The following is a 21,895-nucleotide window of genomic DNA, read 5'->3' on the forward strand; positions in this document are numbered from 1 at the left end:
CTGCCAACCCAGGAGAGACCATGCTCAGCGCCCCTTGGATCAGATCGCCGCTCGCGGCCGGCGGCACCGACGTGTTCATCGACGGCTGTGTGCCGTCCGGCGCGACGGTCATCCGACTGTCGGTCAACGGCGTTGCGCGGCCAGACCAGTCGGCCACCGGCGAGACCGTCCTGGTGGGAACGGCACCGCTTCACGCCGGTGACCGGCTCAGTGTCGTCCAGGGTGACGCGGCTGGTCTGTCGGTGGCCTCGGGAGAGCTGGTAGTGCAGGCGATGTGGCTTCCGCCCACGCCACCGGTCTTCGAGAATTGAAAGGCATCACCCCGGGGTCGCGGGTCGACCTGTTCGTCGGCGCAACCATGGTCGGGTCCGCTGACGTTGCCACCGGCACCCATCTGTTCGCCATCCCGGCACTGAAGGTGGGCGACCTGCTCATGGCGCAACAGAGCGAGTACGGAGGACCGGCGGACCAGGCCGCCCGCAGCAACCCGGTGCAGGCCTTGCGATACCTGGACCTCACCGTCGACACGGCGCAGAGTGACTCGAAGTTCTACGCAACCAAAGGGCTGCAGGTCCTGGTCCAGGCCACGGTGACGGACGCGCAAACGCACCAACCGGTGGACGTCCAGGTAGCAATAGCCAACATCGGTAAATCGATTCCATCCAGCCACGCAACCACGATTGAAGTACCAGCCCACTTCGCCGGGACATCGGCTTCGTGTTCGATCGTCGCGACGCGCGGCCTCCGCGGCCTCGATGGCAACCCGGGGCCCACCCCTGAGGTCCGCCCCCCGTTGAAAGTCGTCAACACCCAGTCGATCCTCGTCGTGGATTCCAGCAATCTCGCGCTCACCTTCCCTGGTTCGCCCAGTACGCATTACGCCATCCCCGACATCGGCCAGGTACCAGGCGCTGTGCCGTTGCCAGGTGTGCCGCGGCGGAAGCAGACGGTGACTGCGACCCTGACCGGCTCGGTGGACTACCGCATGAAGAACAGCACCCTGCAGAAGTTGCCCGCCAACGCAGACAGCACAGCCATCTTCCCGATCAACTTCGTCGACAACACGCTGACGGTCTGGGTGAATGACCCAACGGCGCCCTTGCCGCACGTCGACTTCACTGCCGAGCAGTGAGACGGGCCTTGGCCAAAATCCCAGTTCGAGGCAGCTGGTCGTCCGTTGTTCTGACTCAGTGCCGAGGACAGGATCACCGTGACCCACCGTGGCACACTCTGTCCGCAGTCACGCCGAGACGGAAGCTCCGAAGGTCAGCAGCACCTTGCCCGAAGCGGCGGAGTCCCGGGCCATCGCAAACGCCTCGTGCGCATCGGCGACGGGGTAGGCATGGCTGACGACCGGGTCGACCTGGAGCGAACCGTCGGCCAACGCCCCGATGACAGCAGGCATCTCGCCGTGGAAACGGAACGATCCGGCCACGGTGAGTTCCCGCGTGATGACCTGGGAGACCAGGAACGGTTGTTCCCCGGCCGGCAGTAGACCCAGGAGAACGAGATGACCCCGGCGACCAAGCCCGCGGACGGCGGAGGCGACGCCGATCGCCGACCCGGACGAGTCGATCGCGATGTCCGCGTCGACATCCTCCGGGTGGAAGTCCTTCGCCAGATAGGTCGAGGTGGCGCCCAGTTCGGCGGCGACCCGCAGCGGCCGCTCGAACACGTCCGTGACGATGATCTCGGCGGCCCCCGCCCGTTTCAGGACGGCCACCACCAACGATCCGATCGGTCCCGCCCCGACCACCAGCACTCGCTTGCCGTGCACCGACCCGGCCTGCGAGACAGCATGCCAGGCAACCGATGCGGGCTCGATGAGGCTGGCGATGCGAAGGTCCAGCCCAGCGGGAAGGGGCAGCAACCGATCCGAGGTGACCGTGTACAGGTCGGCGAAGGCGCCGTCCGTGTGCGGAGTACGCGCCGCCGATCCCAGATAGGTGGTGGTGGCGCAGACGTTCCCGTTGCCCGCCAGACATTCTCGGCAGTGTCCGCAGGGGGTGGCCGGGAAGATCGCAACAGGGGTGCCGACCGCGGGGCCCGATCCGTCGGCCGCCGCGGACCTGACCCGGCCGACCACCTCGTGCCCGAGCACCATGGGCTCCCGGAGGATCGACTGACCGGCAGCACCGTGGCTGAGGTAGTGCAGGTCGGAGCCGCAGATGCCGCCGTGGGTGATGGCGACCACGGCCTGGTTCGGTTCCGGGACAGGAAGTTCGCGCTGATCGATGCGTAGATCGCCGGCGGCGTGGATGACCAGTGCGCGATAGGTGTGGTTCATCAAGGGGCTCCAGGAGGAGAGGGAGGCAACCCGGCGCGTTCCCGGATCAGGGCGTGGACGACGCTGACATCCAGGTCACCCAGGCCACTGTCGAGGACGGACCCGAAGAACTCTGCCGACAGTTGGGCCTGGGCAACCGCCGCCCCGGTGAGTTGTGATTCAGCCGTCACGAAAGCCAGGTCCTTGACCATGTATCGGGCGGCCCCGGTCGGGGCGTAGGTGTTGGCGGTCAGGTTGGCGGCCTTGACCTCCAGTACACGGCTGGCCCCGAATCCTCCGGCCAGGATCTCCAGCAGCCCCTGGACCGACAGGCCGGCGGATTCGGCCAGCACACTTGCTTCGGACAGCGCGATCAACGTCGCCGCCACCACCATCTGGTTGCAGGCCTTGGCCAGCGAGCCCGCGCCGATCGGACCGAGGTGACGGACCGTCGTGCCCATGGCGGTGAGCGCCGGCCAGGCGGCCGCGACCTCCGCATCTCCGCCGCCGGCCATGATGGCCAGATTCCCGGCCTCCGCCCCCTCGATCCCACCGGACACCGGGGCGTCGACCACCCCGACCAGTCCACCGGTCGTCGTCGCCACGTGCTCGGCGTAGGCGCGGACGCCCTGGGGTGAGACCGACGAGCAGATCACCAGCACGGTCGGTGTCGTGACGGCGCCCAGGATGTCGGCCGGCCCGTCGGTCAATTCCATCAATTGCTCCAGGTCGGGCAGCATCACCACGACCACATCACTTCCGGCGACCATTTCTCGTGGATTGTCGGCGACGGCCGCACCACGACCGGTCAGCGGGCCTTCGCGCCCCGGCGTCCGATTCCACACCGTCAGGGTGCTGTCACCGCCCTCGCACAGATCGGCGAGATGGCCGGCCATCGGGGCACCCATGGAACCGAGCCCGACGAAGCCGTAGCGAGTCATGCGGATGAAACCTCCTGCTGGCGCGATACTTTCGCTGTGCGAGCAAACCGATGATAGTAGTAGCTAGAGGACTGCAAGCATCCCGCCGTCCACGTACACGATCTGCCCGTTGACGAACGCGGACGCGTCGGAGGCCAGGTACAGCAGGGTCCCGACGAGATCCTCGGTCCGACCCCAACGCCCGGCCGGAGTACGTCCACGCACCCAGGCCGAGAAGGTCTCGTCGGCCACCAGGGCCTTGGTCAGTTCGGTCTCGAAATACCCGGGACCGATGGCGTTGACACAGATCCCGGAACCGGCGAGATCGGCGCACATACCTTTCGTCAGCATCTTGATCGCGCCCTTGGTCGCTGCGTACGGCGCGATCCCGGGACGGGAGACCTCGGATTGCAGGGACGCGATGTTGATGATCTTCCCCTTGCCCCTGCCCTGCATCCGCCTCGCCACCTCGCGCCCGACGAGGAAGGCCGATGTCACGTTGGTGGCGACGAGAGAGTGCCAATCGTCATCCGTGAAGGTGGTGAAGGGGGCACGCTTCTGCATGCCGGCGTTGTTGACACAGATTTCCAGCGGGCCGACCTCGCTCTCGATCGAAGCAATACCCGCTGCGACCGCAGCGGAGTCGGTGACGTCGAAGGGTGCGATGTGCACCTCTGCCGACGTCTGGCCCCGGATCTGCGCCGCAGCGAGTTCCAGGGCCGGTACGTCACGCCCGTTCAGCACCACCCGCGCGTCCGCCTGGGCGAGCCCGAGCGCCAGCGCCCGCCCGATGCCGCGCGACGACCCGGTCACCAGAGCAATCCGCCCGGTGATGTCGAAGAGCTGGTGCGTCATGAGGAATCCCTTGTCAGTGCTTGCCCGGGGTGATCACTTGCCCCAGATCTTCTTGTACGCATCCTGGTAGCCGTTCGCCGGGTCCCAGGAGGTGCTGGTGCCCACGTTGCTGGCATCGGTCACATGGACGGCCGGTACGTATCCACTGGCCGGCGCGTTGTTGAAGGCGCGGTTGAACTCGTCGACGATCTGCCAGCCCTCCTGCGCCAGCGGTTCCGGCACCGTCGCAGCCTGGAACTGCTTGCTGGCAATCCGCTGGAAGGCCGCCGCAGAACCGTCACCCGCTCCCACGTTGAAAGGTGCACCGGACCCGTCCTTCCCGGCCGCACGGAGCGGTGTACCGGCGTTGTCGAAGTACAGGTCGTTGATGGCGACCGAATAGTTCCACTCTGCACCGAGCTTGGACACCAGTGACGAGAACTCCTGCGGGGTACGGGTTCCCGCGTCAGGGATCGGGATGTTCTCCACCTGAAGCACCTTCACCGTGCTGCAGGCCTTCAGCGCGTCCTCGATCATGGTGGCCTTGCCGGCGGCGAAGGGGATGGAGTTGTCGGTGAAGACGACCACTCCCGCGACGCCGTTCGATTTCGCGATGATCCACTGGGCACTGATCTTCGCGACCGCACTGACCGGCGTAGTGATGTTGGAGAACAGTTTCGGCGTGGTACTCGGACCTGGATCGGACAACGCGTGCCACCCGATGACCGGGATGTTCGCGGCGTTCGCCTGGGTGATCTGGGCCGAGATGCTGTTCGGGTCGAATCCGCCGACCACGATGCCGGCCGGTTTGAGGGCAAGTGCCTGTCCGAAGGCCGCCGAGATACCGGCGGCGTCACCTTGGCCGTCGATTACCCGCGCGGTCCAACCGATGGCCGCGGCGGCATCCTGTACATCCTTGGCCGCGCCTGCCACACCCGGATTGGTGAGGGTCTGCGCCACGTAGACGATCTGCTTGCCCGTCGCTGCCTTCGGACCGGTGGTGGGGCCTGCCCAGGCCGGCTTCGGGTCGGTCGCGGCCGCCACCGCGGTTGCCGACGAGGCCACGACGTCGGCGCAACCACCGGCCGTTGCGGAGGCAGCGGTCGTCGACCCCGCGACGGTGTCCGAACCCTTCGAGCATCCCGCGAGGGCGCTTGCGGCGATGGCCACCGCAGCGGTCAGGCGCATGGCAGTTTTGTTGACGATCATCGAGGACTCCTGTGTCCGGAAGTTGGTGGGCTGGCAAGGTGGGGATACCGATGAATTCGTGGGCTGGAGCTGGAGAACTGTGGGGACTGAAAAAAATCAGCTGTCCGGAGGCCCGGCAGCGGGTGTTTCGGGGGATGCGGGTCTGGCAGCCGCCCCGACAACGGCACCGGCGCGCTGACGTCGCCGCGAGGCGAAGCCCGCCAGGCCGACGGCGGCCAGCAGGGTCAGTCCGTTGAACAGCGGGGTGACCCAGAAGGCGGCGCCCTCCTGCTGCAGTCCGGACAGGCCGATCGCCAGGATGGCCACGGCGACGAGGGTGCCGAAGGCGTTGGCCCGGCCGGGCTTGATGGTGGTCGATCCGAGCAGGGCTCCGACGAATGCCGGGAGCAGATAGGAACTACCGGCGCTTGGGTCACCGATCTGTTGTTGCGCGGCCAGCAGAACGCCCGCGATCGCAGTGACCACTCCTGACCCGATGAAGGCGTAGATCACGATCCGCCGGCGGGGAATCCCCACCAGATCCGCAGCCCGGGGATTCGCCCCGACGACATAGAGGTAGCGGCCCAACGGGAGATGCTCGAGGGTCAGCCACAGGATGATCACCAGCACGAGCACGTAGAAGAACGTGACGGGGAGTCCGAGGAAGTACGAGTTGGTCAGATCCGTGAAAGCCGGCGGCAGGCCGCCCGGTCCCGGGACGATCCGACCGCCTCCGGTGATCCAACCGGTGAGCGCGTAGAGCACGCTGCCGGTACCGAGAGTCGCGATAAAAGAGTCGATCTGGCCGAATTCCACCAGGGCGCCGTTGACCAGCCCGACGACGATCCCGCCCACCACCACCAGCAGTGCCACCAGCGGCCAGGGCAGACCCTTCTCGGCCAACAGCCACATGGTGACGACATGGGCGAGGCCGATGCCGTACCCGATGGACAGATCGAACCGGCCGGTGACGATGGGAATCGTCGCCCCGAGAGCCAGGATCGCCGGGATCGCCTGGTTCGTCAGGATTGCGCTCATGTTCGCGCCGGTCGGAAAGGTGGACGGCAGGAGCAGGGCGAACAGCGCGAAGATCAGCACCATCAGGACCGGTAGTCCGTAGGTGCCGGCCAGCGAACCGCCGAAGCGGGCCCTCTTGGGCGTTGACCGGTCCGTCATGCCGCAGCCCCGGACGCGAAGGCCACCAGGTTGCTGACACTCAGGTCCGTGGCGGCGATCTCACGCACGATCTGACCGTCCTTGAAAACCAACGCGCGGTGGCACACAGCCGCGACCTCCTCGAAATCGGTGGAGATGAGAAGCACCGCGACGCCGCGGGCCAGTGCTGCGTCCAGCAGGGTGTAGATCTCGTGCTTGGCTCCGACATCGACACCCGCGGTGGGCTCCTCCAGGATCAGCACGCTGGCCTTGGTCGACAGCCACCGACCGAGGATGACCTTCTGCTGATTCCCCCCGGACAGACCGGCGACGGGCAGATCCGGGTCGGCCGGACGGACTCCGAAGGTCCGGATGAGGTCGGCCGCGATGGCTCGCTCCCGTCCGTTGCGACGGAATTTGAAACCGGCCTCCGCCGTCAGGGCCGGATTCGGCCGGAGGTTCTCGGTCAGCGTCAACGGCATGGCCAGACCTTCCTCCGGCCGGTTGCTGGTGACGAACCCCAGTCCGCGACCGACCGCCTCGGCAACGTTCTTCGGGGCGAATCTTCTGCCCTGCAACGTCATCTGTCCGCTGTGCAGAGTGAGATCGCCCAGCACCGTTCGACCGAGTTCGACATGCCCGGCGCCCGCGAGGCCGACCAGCCCGACCACTTCGCCGGCCCGGATCTCCAGCGAGACCGGCCCGACCCGCTCACCGACGAGATCACTGACGGCAAGCGCGATGTGCTCGGTGCGCGCCGGCGCCGGCGGTGGCGGCGGGATTGGCTTGCGGCCGACGATGTACTGGATGACCTGGTCGGAGTCCAGGGTGGAGAGTCGTGCATCGGCGACCACCGCCCCATCCCTCATGATCGTGACGTGGTCGGCGATCTCGAAGACCTCGTCGAGGCGGTGCGAGACGTACACGAGGCCGAGACCCTGGTCGCGCAACCTGCGCAGCACGGTGAACAGTCGATGGGTCTCGTCGACGGGCAGACTCGCCGTCGGCTCGTCCAGCACCAGCACCTTGGCATTGACCACGAGGGCCCGACCGATCGCCACCAGAGATTTGTCCGTGCGGGACAGATCGGCGACCCGTGCGCGCGGATCAACTGTGCTGCCGACGATCTCGAGGGCCCGCTCGGCACGCCGTCGCGCTGTGGACCAACCGATCAGCCCGGCTCGTCGTGGGTACCCTGTCCCGAGCGCGACGTTCTCGGCGACGGAAAGTCCTGCCACCAGACCCAGGTCCTGGTGGATGAACGAGATCTTGCCGGCCGCATCGGGGGAACCGAGGGGCGCGCCGCACACGGTCACCTCCCCACTGTCCAGGCTGTAGATCCCGGCGAGAACCTTGATGATGGTGGACTTCCCGGCACCGTTCTGACCCAGTAGGGCCAACACCGACCCGGGCCGGACGTCCAGGTCCACCTTGTCGAGAGCCTGGGTGGCACCGAATCGTTTTGACGCGCCGCGAACGGTGACCAGCGCGGGTGCGCCGAGCGTCAGATCCGATCCTTGGTCAGCTGCCATGCCGCTCCCCGATCCGATGACCGCAGGTCCCCCTGCGGTTCAGGTCGCTCCATCGCGAGCCTGAAGATGTCCACCATGATGGACGACGTACAGCCGGTTGGCAACCCAGCAATCAGATTCTCTTCAGGAAAGGGTGACCATCGGATTGCTCAGCGAGCCGCCGACGGAGCGGAGTTCGGCCAGCAGTTCCGAGCGCAACGGCTCGTGGAACTGCGAGGACAGGGTGGTGACACTGATGGCGAAAGGCTCGCTGTCGGTCCGGAAACCGGGCACCACGATCGACACGCAGGACACTCCCGGCGTCGTCTCCTCGTCATCGATGGCGTAGCCGTCCTGCCTCGCCTTGGCCAGGACAGTGCGCAGCTTCGCCGGGTCGGTGACGGAGTTCTCGGTGAGACCGGCCAGGCTGCGACGGCCACGCAGTCGTTCGTCCAGAGCGCCGGGGTCCATCGCTGCCATCAGCGCTTTTCCGGTCGCGGTGCAGTTCGCCGGGAACCTGTCACCGATATTGGCGGTGAGCCTGATGGGTTGCGTCCCATCATATCTGGCGAGGTAGAGCACGTCGAGGCCGTCCAGGACCGCAACCCTGGCGGTCAGTCCGGAGATCGTCGGCTGGCGTCGACAGGCGGCATAGAACTCCTGCACCTGGTCGATGGTGGACAGGTAGGCGCCGCCGAGTTCGACCAGGCGACGGCCCAGGAGGAAACCGCCGTCCCCCTTTGCCACCAACCGTTCCGATTCCAGCGCGAGGCAGAGATTCGCCGTCGAGGACTTCGGTAGTCCGAGCTGTCTGGCCAACTCGCTGACCGAGAGCGGCTGACCCTTGGCCTCGGCGAGCGCGGCCAGGATGGCCGCCGCCCGGGTGACCGCGGGGACGGCAGCCGAAGGCAGGTCACCTGCCATTGCCGGCGCTCCGTCCTGGTTTGTCGAGCAATAGCGTCTGCCATCGATCGTCGTCGAGCAGTGGCCGAGCGAACTCGTGCGGACCACGCACTCCGTACCGTCCAGCATATTGGATGCCGTCCATGATGATGATACCTTGCGATCCATCAGAATTGAGTGGGCAAAACCGCCGTCACCTCGCGATGCGCTACCGAACGGTAGTCGATCGCGGGCCGGCCTCGCCGACCGGCCAAGTCCTAGGAGACCCTCGTGACCGATACACCCACCCACGAAGACCACGGCCTCCGGCTGAACGGGCCGGCGCTGACCGAGGACGAGTTCCACGCCGAGTTCCTCCGCCTCCGAAGATGGTCCGGGTCCGAGACCGATCAGCGGGGAACGCTCGCCGGACTGACCGACCAGCACCGCCTGGCAGCGCTGGCCACCCCGCGGATCGGCCGGGCGGTCAGCCTGTCGATGCCGATCAACCGCTACAGCGGTCCGGACAACAGCAAACCCGCCCTGCACCACATGGTCGATCTCGGTGACGTCGAAGCGCCGGAACCCAGTGCCCACAAGGATTTCATCGGCCTGGACTACCACGGAAAGGCGACCACACACCTGGATGCGGTGTGTCACATCGGCTATCAGGGCGAACTCTTCGGCGGCGTCAAGAGCCGGGACGCATTCACTTCGCTCGGCTCCAGCTGGGCTGCAGTGACCAACATGTCGGCCGGACTACTCCTTCGAGGCGTGCTGATCGACCTGCCGGCGGTCCGGTCGATACCGTGGCTGGAGCCGGGCACCGCGGTGCACGCGTCTGACCTGCTGGAGGCCGAGCAGTTTCTCGGCCTGCAGATCCGCGAGCACGATGCCGTCCTACTCCGTTCAGGTCACGGGGCACGCAAGTCGAGTCTGGGTCCCTGGAACTCCGATGATGCAAGCGCCGGACTGCATGTCGACGCGATGCCACTGCTGGCCGAGCGTGGGATCGCACTGCTGGGCGGCGACGGCGACAGCGACGTCCGACCGTCCCCCGTCGCAGGCGTGCATTCGCCGATCCATGCGATGGCGCTGACGGCGCTCGGGATGCCGCTGCTGGACAACCTCACCCTGGAGGAGCTGTCCGTCGAGTGCGCCGCGCTGGGTCGCTACGAGTTCCTGTTGGCCGTCGCCCCCCTCGTCATACCGCGCGGTACGGGGTCGCCGGTCAATCCCATCGCGGTGCTCTAGTGCCGCCCGCGTTCCGGGTCGGTCTGTCCCACGATCTCTACTCGAGCAGTGCCCAGACCTCATGGGGGGACATCGAACTCGCCTCGTTGGAGGACGCCGGCGTCTCCTGGGAGTTCCTGCCCGCAGATGACGGCACGCTGAGCGCGGCCGCCGTGACCGGCTACGACGCCATTCTCTTCGCCGCGCCGGGAGTGACCGCCGAGACCGTCAGCGGGCCGTCCACCCCGCAACTGTTCGCTCGATTCGGGGTCGGCCTCGACTCTGTCGACCTTCCCGCCTGCAGTGCGGCGGGCGCCGCGGTGACCATCACCCCGGACGGGGCCAAACGCGCGGTGGCGACGGCCGCCCTTGCCCTGATCCTTGCGGTCGAACACCGGCTGATCGACAAACACCGCCTGGTGGAGCAGGGCCGCTGGCAGGACAAGCAGCAGTTGATGGGGCGGGGCCTCACCGGGAAGACCGTCGGGACAATCGGTCTTGGCAACGTCGCACTGGAACTCTTCGGCCTGCTCGCGCCGTTCTACACTGTCAATCTGGCGTCCGATCCCCGACGGAGGCTCTCGGGTGTGATCACCGATGGCGTCGAGCTCGTCGATCTGCCGGATGTTCTCGCGCGCTGCGACATCCTGGTCATCACTGCCGCGTTGACCGACGAGACCCGTCATCTGATCGGCGCACAGGCGCTCTCGTCGATGAAATCCGACGCCATCCTGGTGAATGTCGCCCGCGGACCCATCGTGGACACCGATGCGCTGGTCCGGGCGCTGGCCGCCGGTGAGCTGGCCGGCGCGGGCCTCGATGTGTTCGAGAGCGAACCGCTGCCTTCGGACCATCCGTTGATCGGGATGGAGAACGTCGTCCTCAGCCCCCATGCTCTGGCCTGGACGGAGGAGATGGCCCGTGGCAACGGCGCCAGCGCCATCAGATCGATTCTCGCGGTTCGTGACCGCGTTCGACCGACCTATCTCGCCAATCCGGATGTCCTCGGACACGAGAGGTTCCGCGATTTCCGGCTGCCCTGATCTGTGTGGGGCAATCCGTTCGGGGTGAGGCAAACCGTTCCGTGTGAGGCAATCCGTCGCTCAAATTTCGCAAGGCTCACACTCTCTGCACACGTGGACATCCCAGACTGTCCACGACCCCAGGGAGAGCACTGAAATGTCTTTGACCGGTTCCACCTTCGTCTGGTTTCTCGGCATCGCCGCCCTTGCGATGTTCGTCTGGTCCATCATCGTCTGGCCGAAGTCGGCCGGCCGGGGCTGGTGGCCGGTGACCCGGCGCGTACTGCACCAGCTCGGCATCCTGGTGCTCGTCCTCGCCTTCTTCGGGGCTTCGTTGAATAGCCAGTACGGCTGGTATTCCGACTGGTCCGACCTGGCGTCCTCGTTCAGCAATGCCCAGCCGGTCGACGCGGTCCAGGTGGCGGGTGCGGCACCCTCCCAGGCTGCCGCGGGACGTCTGGACGGGGTGACGCCCGGAAGCCTGGTGACCGGTGGACGACGGGTCGGCACGGCGGCGTCCCTCGGTCTGAGTGCGATCCCGGGGCCCAACGGGCAGTACCGCACCTTCCAGGTTCCCGGGCCGATCAGCGGGCACTCGGGGGACGTGACGATCTGGTTCCCGGCCGACTACGGCAGCACCGCTCAGCTGGAACACCGCTTCCCCGTCATCGAGGCCTTCCACGGTGTTCCCGGGTCGCCCAAGCAGCTGAGCGGAGCGTTCGTCAGCATCGGCACGGTGGTCGCCGGTCTCGTCGCCCAGCACAGCATGCGGGACACGGTCGTGGTACTCCCGGACTACTCGCCCAAACAGGTCGATACCGAGTGCGTCAACGGCAGCGGCACCAACCCCCGGATGGAGGACTGGCTGACCAAGGACGTTCCTCGCTGGGTGGACACCCACGTCCGGGTCGACCAGGATCGGGGATCGTGGGCCACGCTGGGATTCAGCGCCGGCGGTTGGTGTGCGGCCATGGCCTCGATGCTCCATCCGGAGACCTACTCGGCCGGGATCGTGCTACAGGGCTACTTCCAGCCGACCTTCGAAGCTCCCTACCTCCCGTTCGCGGCCAACAGCGCCGAAGCATCCCACTACGACCTGGTCAGGCTGGCGAAGCAGGCGCCTCCTCGGACAGCGCTGTGGATCCTGACGTCCAAGCAGGACCCCGTCTCCTTCGGCACCACCAACGAACTCCTGAAGAGCGCGAAGCCCCCCCTGTCCATCACCGCCGACGTGCTGCAGACCGGTGGACACCGCACGTCGGTGTGGACACCCCTGCTGCCCAAGTCCCTGGTGTGGCTCGGGGCCAACGTGCCCGGATTCGCACCGATCACCTGATCCCGCCCCGGCTGCGACGGCGGAGTCAGGGATCAGCGAGCCCACCGCGCCTGATGTCCCCGTCGTCCACCTCGCACGCCCACATCAGCCGGCGCCTGCGACGAGCAGGATGACGACGACGATCGTGATCCACATGGACGAACCGTAGCCGCAAGCCCGGGTCTGTTCTGTGTGAAAAGCCTGGGGGCGAAACGAACTCCCGTCAGCCGGCACGGTCGGCGGTGGTCCTCGTCGGTGCGTGCCCCGAGCGCCCGGAGTGGCGGACTTCGCCGTCGGGCGCCTCACGGTTCCGCAACCTCACGGTCGCGTCCGGATTGCGGGCTGGACGGCTGAACCGGTTTCCGACTCCGTCCGGGGGCATAGTGGCGGCATGGAACACGAGCAGACCTACGAAGAGCACAAGGCAGAACTCCAGGCCTACAGCGATGCGGTGCACGATCCCGAGGCCACCCCCGAGCAGTTGAAGGCACTCGAGGGTGCCGAGGCCAAGAAGCCGCTCGGCCCTGATCTGGAGATCTGAGCGCCGGGCCCTGCACCCAGATCGAGCCGCTTCCCTCGCGCCGAAGATCATCCAGAGGGCCGATGGGCAGCGATGATCAGGAGCGCTACCTTGTGAAGATCCCCGATCGGGGATGCCAACGCCTGGTGTCGTACCAGCGGTAGCCGAGGTCGGTTTCGGGTGGACGTACGACCGGACGTCACGACAGCCGATGATCCGCTCAGCCGTGCTCGGGCGCTGTTCGAAACCGTCCAGGGCGACCCGACTGCCAGTGGCCTGGCCGGGAGGGCGGCCGACGTCGCGGCAGCAGCGCGTCGACAGGGCTCGGCGGAAGCCGAGGTGCTGGTCTGGCGCGCGTTGGCGTACGCCGAAGGCGCCATCTACGCCAACGATCAGGCAAAAGCTCTGCTGGACAGGGCGATCCGGTTGGCCAGGAGTCAGGGACTCGATCGCCAACTCGTCGCCGCCCTGCTGTCGCGGTCCGGCGTGACCCAGGAACTCGGCCGCCTCGATGCAGCCCAGCGTGACTTGGATCAGGTTCGCGAGTTGGCGGTCGACGGCGAACGCTCGGAGTTCCACCTGCAACAGGCTGCGTTGTTCCACAACACCGGCAGACTGGCCGGCGCCGCGGGAATGTACCGGCTGGCCCTCGCTGATCCTGCTGCATCGATCCAGGTCAAGGCCATGACCGCCAACAATCTGGGCTCGATCGAGGTATTGCTGGGTCATCCGGCGGAGGCGATCGGGCACCTCGAGCTCGCGACGGCACTCGCCGAGCACTGCAGTCCGCCGATCCGCGCGGGCGTGGCCACCACCCGCAGCTGGGTCAGCATGCAGGCCGGACGTCTGACGGAGAGCCTGCGGCAGTTCGACGAGGCGGGCCGGATCTACGTCGAGGAGGGCCTGCCTCTTGGCTCGCACTACCTCGAGTACGTCGACGCCCTCGTCGACCTCCGCCTGCTGCCCGAGGCCGAGGAACTGGCCGATCGCGCGGTCGCCGAGCTCGAACGGAGCGGTGTGCATCTGATGGCCGCCGAGGGTCGGCTCCGCCGGGCGCGTGTCGCACTGCTGAGGGGTGATCCGCGGGTGGCGGTCGATGCGGCCGGCGTTGCGGCCGAGCAGTTCGCACGGCAGCAGCGAATCGAGTGGGCGGCTCAGGCGGTGACCATTCTGGTGCTGGCGATGGTGCAACTCGGCGAGACCTCCCCTGAGTCACTCGCCAGGGTACGGCGAGCGGCTGCGACCTTCGAACGGCTCCAGCTGTCCGCGAGAGCGGTGGAGGCCCACCTGACGGCCGGGCGGGCGGCGGGCGCTCTACACCGTGAACAGGTTGCGCTGCAGCACTATCGGCGAGCGCAGGAACTGACTGGGCCGATGTCACCGGTGCTGGTACGGCTGCGCGGCCAGGTCGCCGGGGCTCTGGCGAACGAACTGGTCGGTCGAGACCCACTGGTGCTGAGGCACTGTCGATCAGGCCTGCGGGACCTCGCCCGTCATCGCGATGCTTTCACGTCGCTGGAGCTGCGGGTCCTGGCGTCCGGGCACGGCGCCGAGCTGGGCCGCATCGGACTGTCGGTTCTGCTACGACAGGGCGACGCAGGCCGCATCTTCGGATGGATGGAGCTCACCAGGGCCGCCGCCCTCATTGCGGTGCAACCTGCGGTCAGTCTTGGGATCGAGGATGAACTGTCGCAACTGCGTGCGGTCCAGGTCGAGATCGCAGCGCTCGAAATCGAGCCGCCGTCGGGTGATGCGACAGTGCCGAAGAGGTTCGCGGAGCTGTCCGCCAGACAATCCGCGATCGAACACCGAATCAGGCGGACCACCTGGTCAGGCCAGGCGCACCCTGCCGGCAGTACTGCGGGAAGCGGTGGTTCTGCTGTCGGGAGCGCGGGCGCTGGCGGTACTCGCGGCCGCGCGGGCGGTACTCCTGGCAGCGCGGGCGCTAGCGGTACTCGCGGCCGCGGGGGCGCTGGCGGTACTCGCGGCCGCGGGGGCGCGGACGGTCAAGGTGGCGGCGCCGGTGGCGATGTTGGCGAGACCTCGGGCATTGGCGGTATCGGTCCAGCGGTACACGCGCCGGGCCGCCGCGAAGTATCGCCCGCGTCGCTCCGCCGGCAACTCGACGGTCGCGTGCTGATCGAATTCGATGTCCTGGACGGTCATCTCGTCGCAGCCGTGCTGGAACCGCGGCGTACCCGCATCGTGCGTCTCGCAGCGTTGGCGGAGGTGGAGCGCCATGTCGATCTGCTCCTGTTCGCACTGCGCCGACTGTCCCAGCCCGGCCGATCCGCAAGAGGCACGGCCGCTGCCCGCGCCGGCGCCGATGCTGCTCTGCTTGCACTCGAGGGGCTTGTTTTCTCCGGTCTCGCGCTACCGGACGACTTACCGGTGGTCGTGATCCCGACCGGTGCTCTGCAACGGGTCCCCTGGTCGGCGCTGCGGAGGGCGCCGGTCTCGTTGGCACCATCGGCGGCGTTCTGGGCGGCCACCGATCGCTCCCCTGCGCCGGCCGGACCGGTGGTGCTGGTCGCCGGGCCCGACCTGCCCGGCGCGGCCCGCGAAGTCGAGATTCTCGCTGGTCTGCACCGCAATCCGCTCGTCCTGCAACCGCCCCACAGCACGGTCGAGACCGTCAGCGCTGCCCTCGGCGGGGCCGGTCTTGCGCACCTTGCCTGCCACGGGCGGCTGCGCTCGGACAATCCTGGATTCTCTGCGCTGCAGCTCACCGACGGTTCGCTGACCGTGCACGAACTCGACGTCCGGGGAATCGCCCCCCATCGCCTCGTGCTCGCGTCCTGCAATTCGGCGGCGGACATCAGTTTCGAAGGCAACGAGACGCTGGGCTTCGTCAGCACCCTGATGGCCCGCGGGACCAGCGGCCTGGTGGCCAGCATCGTGGTGATCCCCGACGCCAGCACGGTGGGGCTGATGCACGCTCTGCACACGCGGGTGGTCGCCGGGGATCGCCTGAGCGACGCTCTCTTTGCAGCCCGGGCGTCGATCGACCCGCTCGATCCGCGGGAGTTCGTCAGCTGGTGCGCGTTCAATACGTTCGGCGCAGCCTGACCGGGTCGGCCGGCCAATGGATTCGACGTCGTGCCGATGTATTTCCTCGACCTGTTCGTTCTCCTGCAGACGTGCGGGCTCACCAGAGGCTCGCCGCGCTCACCTGCACGTCGAAACACCCGTCCGTCAGCTCGGACCCACCGCACCCGACTGATCCCGGAGGTCACAGATGTCTTTCGTCAAGGGTAGTCCCTTCGTCGAGCTGTCCGGCGGAACGACGTCGGAAACCGGCACCACCGACAGTCGCACGGTCGACATCCTGCTACCGACACTCGGCGTAGGAATTGCAGGCACAGATTGGCAGAGGGCACAGATCGAGGCCATCAAGACACGGCGGTCTCCCGTCACGCCCACACTCGATGGAGATCTGGCAGGGCGGCCCGACCCGTTCGCGATGGCGTTCTCCACCCTGGGCCCGATCGAGAACCCTATCCTGACAACGGACTTCCTGCTGGTTCGCACGGAGGACTACCAGGGTCGCGACGACGGGCGACCTCGTCAGCTGCGAGACGTGCTGGGCGACAGCAAGTACTACCTCGCCGCGCTGGCAGACACCGGCGAGAATCCGGAACTGTTCGACATCGGTTCCGAGCTGGGTGATCTCGAGGGCCGCCTGGTCAGGATTTCCTACCCGGAGGTCGGGCAACAGGAGGCAAAGCGAGGTGCGGAGCTCTACGCGGTTGCACAAAATCTGCGCCGCAACGACTTTCCCGCCTCGGTCGACCATGTCGTCCCATTGAATGTGGTGCTGAAGATCAAGGGTGCCATCCACGCCGCGGCCGAGCAGTTCCCGTTCCCATCGGTCGGAGCCCTGGGAGGTGAGCCTGTGAGGGTGGCCGTGATCGACACCGGTGTCGAGGCCAGTGGCCGTACCGACGGATGGCTCACTGGCGTCGAGACCCCGGCCAACGGTGACCCGCTCGACGTCTTCCCGATGGCGCCGGCCCGGCCCGACCATCTGCTCGACTTCGCCGCCGGCCACGGCACGTTCGTCGCCGGCATCATCCAGCAGATCTCCCCTGACGCCATCATCGACGTCTACCGCGCGATCGACAGCGACGGCATCGGATCCGAGGTGGAGGTCGCCAAGGCGATGGTTCGCGCCGCGCGAAATGGCGCCACCGTCATCAACCTGTCGCTCGGTACCAACACGCTCGACGGTCGGCCACCCCTTGCACTGTCCGTGGCGCTGGAGATCCTGCACGAGAAGTTTCCACTGGTGGTCGTCGTGGCCGCGGCTGGCAACAGCGGGACAGATCTGGAGGCCTGGCCTGCGGCGTTCAAGCACGTCATTGCGGTGGCGGCGACGGACGCCGACGGCGCGCCCGCCCGCTGGTCCAATCGTGGCCAGTGGATCGACTTCTGCACCGTCGGTGAAGGTGTCGTGTCGACCTTTGTCCCAGGGACCCAGCCGGACGATCCGGATGGCAGCAAAGGTGACTTCTTCGGCCCGGAAACGCCCTGGGGTGTAGGAACGGGGACTTCGTTCGCAGCACCCCAGGTTGCCGGCGCGATCGCCAGGCTCGTGCAACAAGGGATGACCGACTCCGGGGAACCGATCACCAGCGCCCAGGACGCGGTCGCGTACCTCAGGCACGTCGGTATCCATCACCCTGACTTCGGCTACCGGCTGACACTTCTCAAAGGCACACACCACCACACTCCCTGAGGTGGAGGAGCTCCCGGGATTCTTCGCCTCCGGCCCTACTGGGCGAACGCAGTCGTCGACAAGGCACTACCTGACAGAAAAGCGCAATTGGTGAGGAGGAGCTTCGCTCGTGAACCAGACAGCATCGATCACAGAGCTGGTCCAACGGGCGATCGACGGGGATCAGCATGCGTGGAACGGCATCGTGGACCGGTACATCCCGTTGGTGATGTCCGTGGTCCGGACGTATCGGATGACCGAGAAGGACGGCGAGGACGTCAGTCAGACGGTGTGGCTGCGTCTGGTGGAGAACCTCGAACGGATCCGGGAACCAAAGGCTCTGCCCGCGTGGATCATTCGCACGACGAAGAACGAAGCCCTGCGCGTGCATCGACAGCGGGCGAGGGCAATTCCGGTCGATCCGGTCGACAACTCGCCGCTGCACGCCCTTCCCGATACCACCGAGATCGATGCTGACCTGTTGCGCAACGAACTCAACCAGGCATTACGCGACGGACTTGCGGATCTGAGCAGCGAACACCGCGGTCTGCTGCTGCTGCTCGTGGCCGATCCACCGGTCACGTACGAGGCCATCAGCCGTGAACTGGGGATGGCGATCGGTAGCATCGGGCCGACCAGGGCGAGGTGTCTGGACAAACTGCGGGGCACGCCCGCGATTCAAGCGCTTCTGGCCGCTGATTCCGGCGCCCGGGACAAGGGAGGTGTTCGCCGTGTCTCAGCCGCGATGGGTTCCCACTGACGACGCACTGCTGGCCTCGCTCGGGGACGCGACCAACGCTCCACCGGTTTCGGATCGCCTGGTAGAGGCGGCCAAGGCAAGTTTTGCCTGGCGGACGGTCGACCGGGACCTCGAGTTGATGTCGCTGGTCGGCGACTCCGCCCTCGCCGGGGCCGCCGGGGTTCGGGGCGGGGCAGCCGGAGAACTGCGGGTGCTCGATTTCCATTCCACGGTCATGAGTCTCGAGCTGGAGGTCAACGACGGATTCGTGATGGGCCAGCTGATCCCGATGCAGACAGGCCACATCGAGTTGTCGACCCCAGACGGTCTGTTCGCCGAGACCGATACCGATCACACCGGTTGCTTCCGGCTGCGCCGACCGGAATCCGGCCCGGTGAGAATGGTCTGCCGGACCGACTCCGCCGAGCTCGCCACCGAATGGACCCGCCTGTAGCCACCTCGGGCAATCGCTTCCCGTTGCACGACGACCGTTGCCCCTCCTGTTGATCGGTGAGCTTCGCAGCGCTGGCACAGCACCGAGCCTCAGGCCCTGGCGAGGTCCGCTGACCCTGTCGGAATCCGCCAGCCTTTTCGCAATCCACCGGCCCGATCACGCTCCACCCGCTCTGGCACGGTCCGCCAGCCTTTTCGGAATCGCCGACCCTTTCGCAATCCGCTGACCCTGTCGGAATCCGCCAGCTTTTCGCAATCCACCGGCCCGATCACACTCCACCGGCTCTGGCGTGGTCCGCCGCCTGCGGTGGTCCGCCGACCCTGTAGCCAGCCCCGGTCGGGGATTACCCCAACCCGGCACAGGGTGAAGCCGCGTCACACCTGTTGGTGTGGCGCGGCTTTCCGGTTCTCGGTTTGTGGTGTGGGTCGGTTAGAAGGGTGGGTCGTCGCCGGTGGTGCCGGCTGGTGGGTCGGTGGTTGGGTGTTCGGGTTTGGGTGGTCGGTTGAGTGCGATGGGTCGGGGTGGTGGCGGTGTTTGGTGGTCGCGGCGTGCTGCTGCGGCGGCGGCTGTTGCGGTTGTTGCGGCGGCGGTGAGGTTGGTGGTGAGGGAGGCTTTTTCGGTGGTGTCGTGCCGTCGGGGGGTGTGGCCGGCGGCCATGTCGGCTGCGGCGGTGGCGGCGTGGGTGCCGGGGTGCAGGTCGGCGATGCCGGCCAGGCGACGCAGGGAGTGTTCTCGGGCTTGTTGGCGCAGCACGCGGTAGGTGTGGATTTCCACGCTGCCGGGGTGCGGGATGGTGTCGGGGTCTTCCAGTTCGGTGTTCGGCTCGTCCCACTGGGTGCCGGCGGGGTGGACGGGGATGGTCGGCCCGGTGACCGTAGGTCCCAGGATCACCGGCCCGTCGGGGTCCGGGGCGGTGTCCGGGGTACGGGCAGGGTTGTCCGCCGGATCGGCGGCAGCGGCGGGGTTGTCCGCCGGATCGGCGGCAGCGGCGGGGTTGTCCCCCGGATCGGCGGCCGCGGCGGGGTTGTCTGCCATGTCGGGGTTGGTGAACAGGCGGGGGTGGGAGATGGCGTGGTGTCCGGTGTTGGTGATCCAGCGGATCGACATGTCCGGTTGCAGGTGCGGGGTCCAGTCGGTGTGGTGTTTGAGCAGGTGATGAAATTTGCATTCGGGTAGTTGGTTGCCCAGCGTGGTGGGTCCGCCGGCGGCGGGGTGGCGGTGGTTGAACGGGTCCAGGTGGTCCAGTTCGCAACGCCAGGCGGGCATTCGGCAGCCGGCGGCGCGGCACGTGCCGTGCAGCGTCAGGAGTTGGTCGGTCAGGGCCTGGCCGGGGCGGTAGGTGCGGTCGCCGATGCCGCGGGCGGTGCCGGTGGCGGGGTCGACGGCGATGGCGGTCACCGATTCCCAGGAGGCGGCGATGGTGCGGAGCAGGGTGGCGGTGATCGCGCCGTGCCCGTCGAGGTGTCCGGGAAGTTCGTCCAGTCCGGCCAGGGTGGTCCACGCGCCGGTGACGTTGAGGTGCGGTCGCCGACCGTGGCGGGTCAGAACCCGCGCCGCCCGCCGACCGGCGGACTTCACGGCCGACTCCGGCACTGCGGTGGGGGCGTCGGGAACATCCATATCCACCACCACATCTGCATCTGCGCCGATGTCTGCGTCTGCGTCTGCGTCTGCGTCTGCGTCTGCGCCGATGTCGGCTGGGTCTGCAGCTGCGGCAACATTTGCGGCGCGGTCACCGTCGTCGCTGTCGGGGACGTCGCCTGCGTTGTTGTCGTCTGCACCGCGGGCGGTTTCGCCGGTCGCGGTGTGGGTGTCGCGGTGGGTGTCGGGGTGGGTGTTGTCGGGGTGGTGGGGGTGGGTGCGGGCGATCAACCCGTCCAGGTCCAGGTAGCCGTGGGTGAGTAGTTCGTCGGCGATGTCGGCCAGGACGTCGGCGCGGCGTTGGTCGATGCTGCGGCCGTCCAGCCCTTGGTGGGCCTGGGCGATCAAATCGATGAGGGTGAACACCAGGACGGCGGATTCGGCGGGCAGAAGGGCGGTGATGACGCCCATGCCGTCTTTGTCGGGGCGGTGCCCCACCGAGCGGCCTTTCACGGCGTGGATGCGCCGGTTTTCCGCCGCGGCGGGGTCGGCGGCGATCACTTCCCGATCGACCAACGTTTCCAGCTGTCCCAGGGAGCGGCCTTTCACCCATTTCAGGATGCGCCGTTCCACCCGGCCGCACTGCGGTGGGGTCAGGACGGCGGTGCGGTCGGTGATCATCCGGGCGCGGCCCACATCCACTCGGCCCTGTCGTAGGGCGGCGGCGGTGGCGGGGAGGGCGGTGAGCAGGCGGGTGGCCTGGTTGATGCGGATTTTCGCGGTGATCGGCGACCAGTCCAGCACTGCGGCCACTTCCGCGGCGGCGACCCGCACCGCGCAGTCGGCGGTCACCTCCGCCACCTCCGCGGCACGCGCGGCGTCGGCATCGCCGTTGTGCCCGGCCCCGTCAGGGCTGCGGCCACCTTTGGTGAGCAGCGCGTTGACGAGGTCCGACACGTCGCCGCACCGGCCGGGGGCACCCAGTTCGGCGAGCAACGAGAGTTGTCGGGCGTGGAGGTGGGCCAGGAGTCGTTCGGAGGTGATGATCGCGTCGATGAGTTCCGGCGGGGTCAACGCACCCGGGTCGTTGTCGGTGGTGGCGAGGAAGGTGAGGGTGTCGACGCCGGGTAACGCGACGGCTGCGGCCGCAGCCGGGGTCACCGCCGGCGGGGCAGGGGTGGCCCCGGCGGGGGATGGGACGCCGGGGTCGCCTGCATCCATGCTGACCTCCCCTAATTTCCGAACGTGTGTTCCTAGCGTAGTGGGTCGGTTTGGTCGTGTCTGCCGCCGAATGGGGGGATTTGAGAGGTAGTGCTGCGGTCACCCGGGTGGGCCGGGTTGGCAACGCCCCGCCCACCGGCGCTCGGCTCGGGACTGCTGTCGTGGCCGACAGGTGAGGCGACGGGACCGGCATACGGGACCGGTATGACGGTGCCGACGACCGGTATGACGCAGGCAGCACCGGTATGACGGCCCGCGGTACTACCAGTGCCGACTGCGTCATACCGGTGGACACCAGCGGTCGGCCACGTCATACCGGTCGCCGCCGCGGGCCGGC

At 67.4% G+C, this 21,895-nt stretch carries 18 protein-coding genes; 10 read left to right on the forward strand and 8 right to left on the reverse strand.

Translation table 11 applies throughout. From position 1 onward, the window contains the following. The first annotated feature begins 20 nt into the window (after positions 1–20). Positions 21–311, forward strand: coding sequence for a hypothetical protein (locus tag ABIB25_RS11670; protein ID WP_354528615.1), 291 nt, complete (start codon positions 21–23; stop codon positions 309–311). Continuing rightward, positions 275–1,132 (forward strand): hypothetical protein, encoded by an 858-nt coding sequence (locus ABIB25_RS11675; RefSeq protein WP_354528616.1) that lies wholly within the window; start codon positions 275–277, stop codon positions 1,130–1,132. The genes ABIB25_RS11670 and ABIB25_RS11675 overlap by 37 nt, the downstream gene beginning before the upstream one ends. 108 nt (positions 1,133–1,240) lie before the next feature. On the opposite strand, the gene ABIB25_RS11680 is transcribed toward ABIB25_RS11675, so the two are convergent. From ABIB25_RS11680 to ABIB25_RS11710, 7 genes are all read right to left on the reverse strand, one after another. Further along, positions 1,241–2,287 carry an L-idonate 5-dehydrogenase gene (locus ABIB25_RS11680; RefSeq protein ID WP_354528618.1) on the reverse strand — a complete coding sequence of 349 codons (1,047 nt, stop codon included), beginning with the start codon at positions 2,285–2,287 and terminating at the stop codon, positions 1,241–1,243. After that, complete coding sequence (locus tag ABIB25_RS11685) at positions 2,287–3,207, reverse strand: NAD(P)-dependent oxidoreductase (protein WP_354528619.1); 921 nt, start codon at positions 3,205–3,207, stop codon at positions 2,287–2,289. Before ABIB25_RS11685 ends, ABIB25_RS11680 begins: the two co-directional genes overlap by 1 nt. Positions 3,208–3,270: 63 nt before the next feature. Next, entirely contained in the window at positions 3,271–4,041 is a 771-nt protein-coding gene (locus ABIB25_RS11690; RefSeq protein WP_354528620.1) for an SDR family oxidoreductase, read from the reverse strand. 33 nt (positions 4,042–4,074) lie between these two features. Further along, the gene (locus tag ABIB25_RS11695) at positions 4,075–5,229 is read right to left on the reverse strand and encodes a substrate-binding domain-containing protein (RefSeq protein ID WP_354528621.1); all 1,155 of its coding nucleotides are present in this window, start codon (positions 5,227–5,229) and stop codon (positions 4,075–4,077) included. 96 nt (positions 5,230–5,325) lie between these two features. Next, positions 5,326–6,384 (reverse strand): ABC transporter permease, encoded by a 1,059-nt coding sequence (locus ABIB25_RS11700; protein WP_354528622.1) that lies wholly within the window; start codon positions 6,382–6,384, stop codon positions 5,326–5,328. Further along, a complete protein-coding gene (locus ABIB25_RS11705) occupies positions 6,381–7,895 on the reverse strand; it encodes a sugar ABC transporter ATP-binding protein (RefSeq protein WP_354528623.1) in 1,515 nt (504 codons plus the stop codon). Before ABIB25_RS11705 ends, ABIB25_RS11700 begins: the two co-directional genes overlap by 4 nt. Positions 7,896–8,018: 123 nt before the next feature. Continuing rightward, on the reverse strand, positions 8,019–8,798 hold the full coding sequence (locus ABIB25_RS11710) for an IclR family transcriptional regulator (RefSeq protein WP_354528624.1): 780 nt from the start codon (positions 8,796–8,798) through the stop codon (positions 8,019–8,021). A gap of 249 nt (positions 8,799–9,047) precedes the next feature. Between ABIB25_RS11710 and ABIB25_RS11715 the strand changes: the two genes are divergently transcribed. The 8 genes from ABIB25_RS11715 to ABIB25_RS11750 all read left to right on the forward strand — a co-directional run bounded on the left by ABIB25_RS11715 (position 9,048) and on the right by ABIB25_RS11750 (position 18,756). Continuing rightward, the gene (locus ABIB25_RS11715) at positions 9,048–10,010 is read left to right on the forward strand and encodes a cyclase family protein (protein ID WP_354528625.1); all 963 of its coding nucleotides are present in this window, start codon (positions 9,048–9,050) and stop codon (positions 10,008–10,010) included. Next, positions 10,010–11,032, forward strand: a complete 1,023-nt coding sequence (locus ABIB25_RS11720) for an NAD(P)-dependent oxidoreductase (RefSeq protein ID WP_354528626.1) — start codon at positions 10,010–10,012, stop codon at positions 11,030–11,032. Before ABIB25_RS11715 ends, ABIB25_RS11720 begins: the two co-directional genes overlap by 1 nt. Positions 11,033–11,168: 136 nt before the next feature. Beyond that, positions 11,169–12,347, forward strand: coding sequence for an alpha/beta hydrolase (locus ABIB25_RS11725; protein ID WP_354528627.1), 1,179 nt, complete (start codon positions 11,169–11,171; stop codon positions 12,345–12,347). Positions 12,348–12,717: 370 nt separating this feature from the next. Further along, positions 12,718–12,867 (forward strand): hypothetical protein, encoded by a 150-nt coding sequence (locus ABIB25_RS11730; protein WP_354528628.1) that lies wholly within the window; start codon positions 12,718–12,720, stop codon positions 12,865–12,867. Between the two features lie 159 nt (positions 12,868–13,026). Continuing rightward, positions 13,027–15,915, forward strand: a complete 2,889-nt coding sequence (locus ABIB25_RS11735) for a CHAT domain-containing protein (RefSeq protein WP_354528629.1) — start codon at positions 13,027–13,029, stop codon at positions 15,913–15,915. Positions 15,916–16,084: 169 nt separating this feature from the next. Further along, positions 16,085–17,584, forward strand: a complete 1,500-nt coding sequence (locus tag ABIB25_RS11740) for a S8 family peptidase (protein ID WP_354528630.1) — start codon at positions 16,085–16,087, stop codon at positions 17,582–17,584. 109 nt (positions 17,585–17,693) lie between these two features. After that, positions 17,694–18,323, forward strand: coding sequence for an RNA polymerase sigma factor (locus tag ABIB25_RS11745; RefSeq protein WP_354528631.1), 630 nt, complete (start codon positions 17,694–17,696; stop codon positions 18,321–18,323). Beyond that, on the forward strand, positions 18,295–18,756 hold the full coding sequence (locus ABIB25_RS11750; protein ID WP_354528632.1) for a hypothetical protein: 462 nt from the start codon (positions 18,295–18,297) through the stop codon (positions 18,754–18,756). The genes ABIB25_RS11745 and ABIB25_RS11750 overlap by 29 nt, the downstream gene beginning before the upstream one ends. Before the next feature lie 429 nt (positions 18,757–19,185). Here ABIB25_RS11750 and ABIB25_RS11755 read toward each other — a convergent pair whose 3' ends face one another. Then, the gene (locus tag ABIB25_RS11755; RefSeq protein WP_354528633.1) at positions 19,186–21,558 is read right to left on the reverse strand and encodes an HNH endonuclease signature motif containing protein; all 2,373 of its coding nucleotides are present in this window, start codon (positions 21,556–21,558) and stop codon (positions 19,186–19,188) included. Between the last annotated feature and the right edge of the window lie 337 nt (positions 21,559–21,895).

The sequence above is a fragment of the Nakamurella sp. UYEF19 genome (genome assembly GCF_040546275.1).
Lineage (GTDB): Bacteria > Actinomycetota > Actinomycetes > Mycobacteriales > Nakamurellaceae > Nakamurella.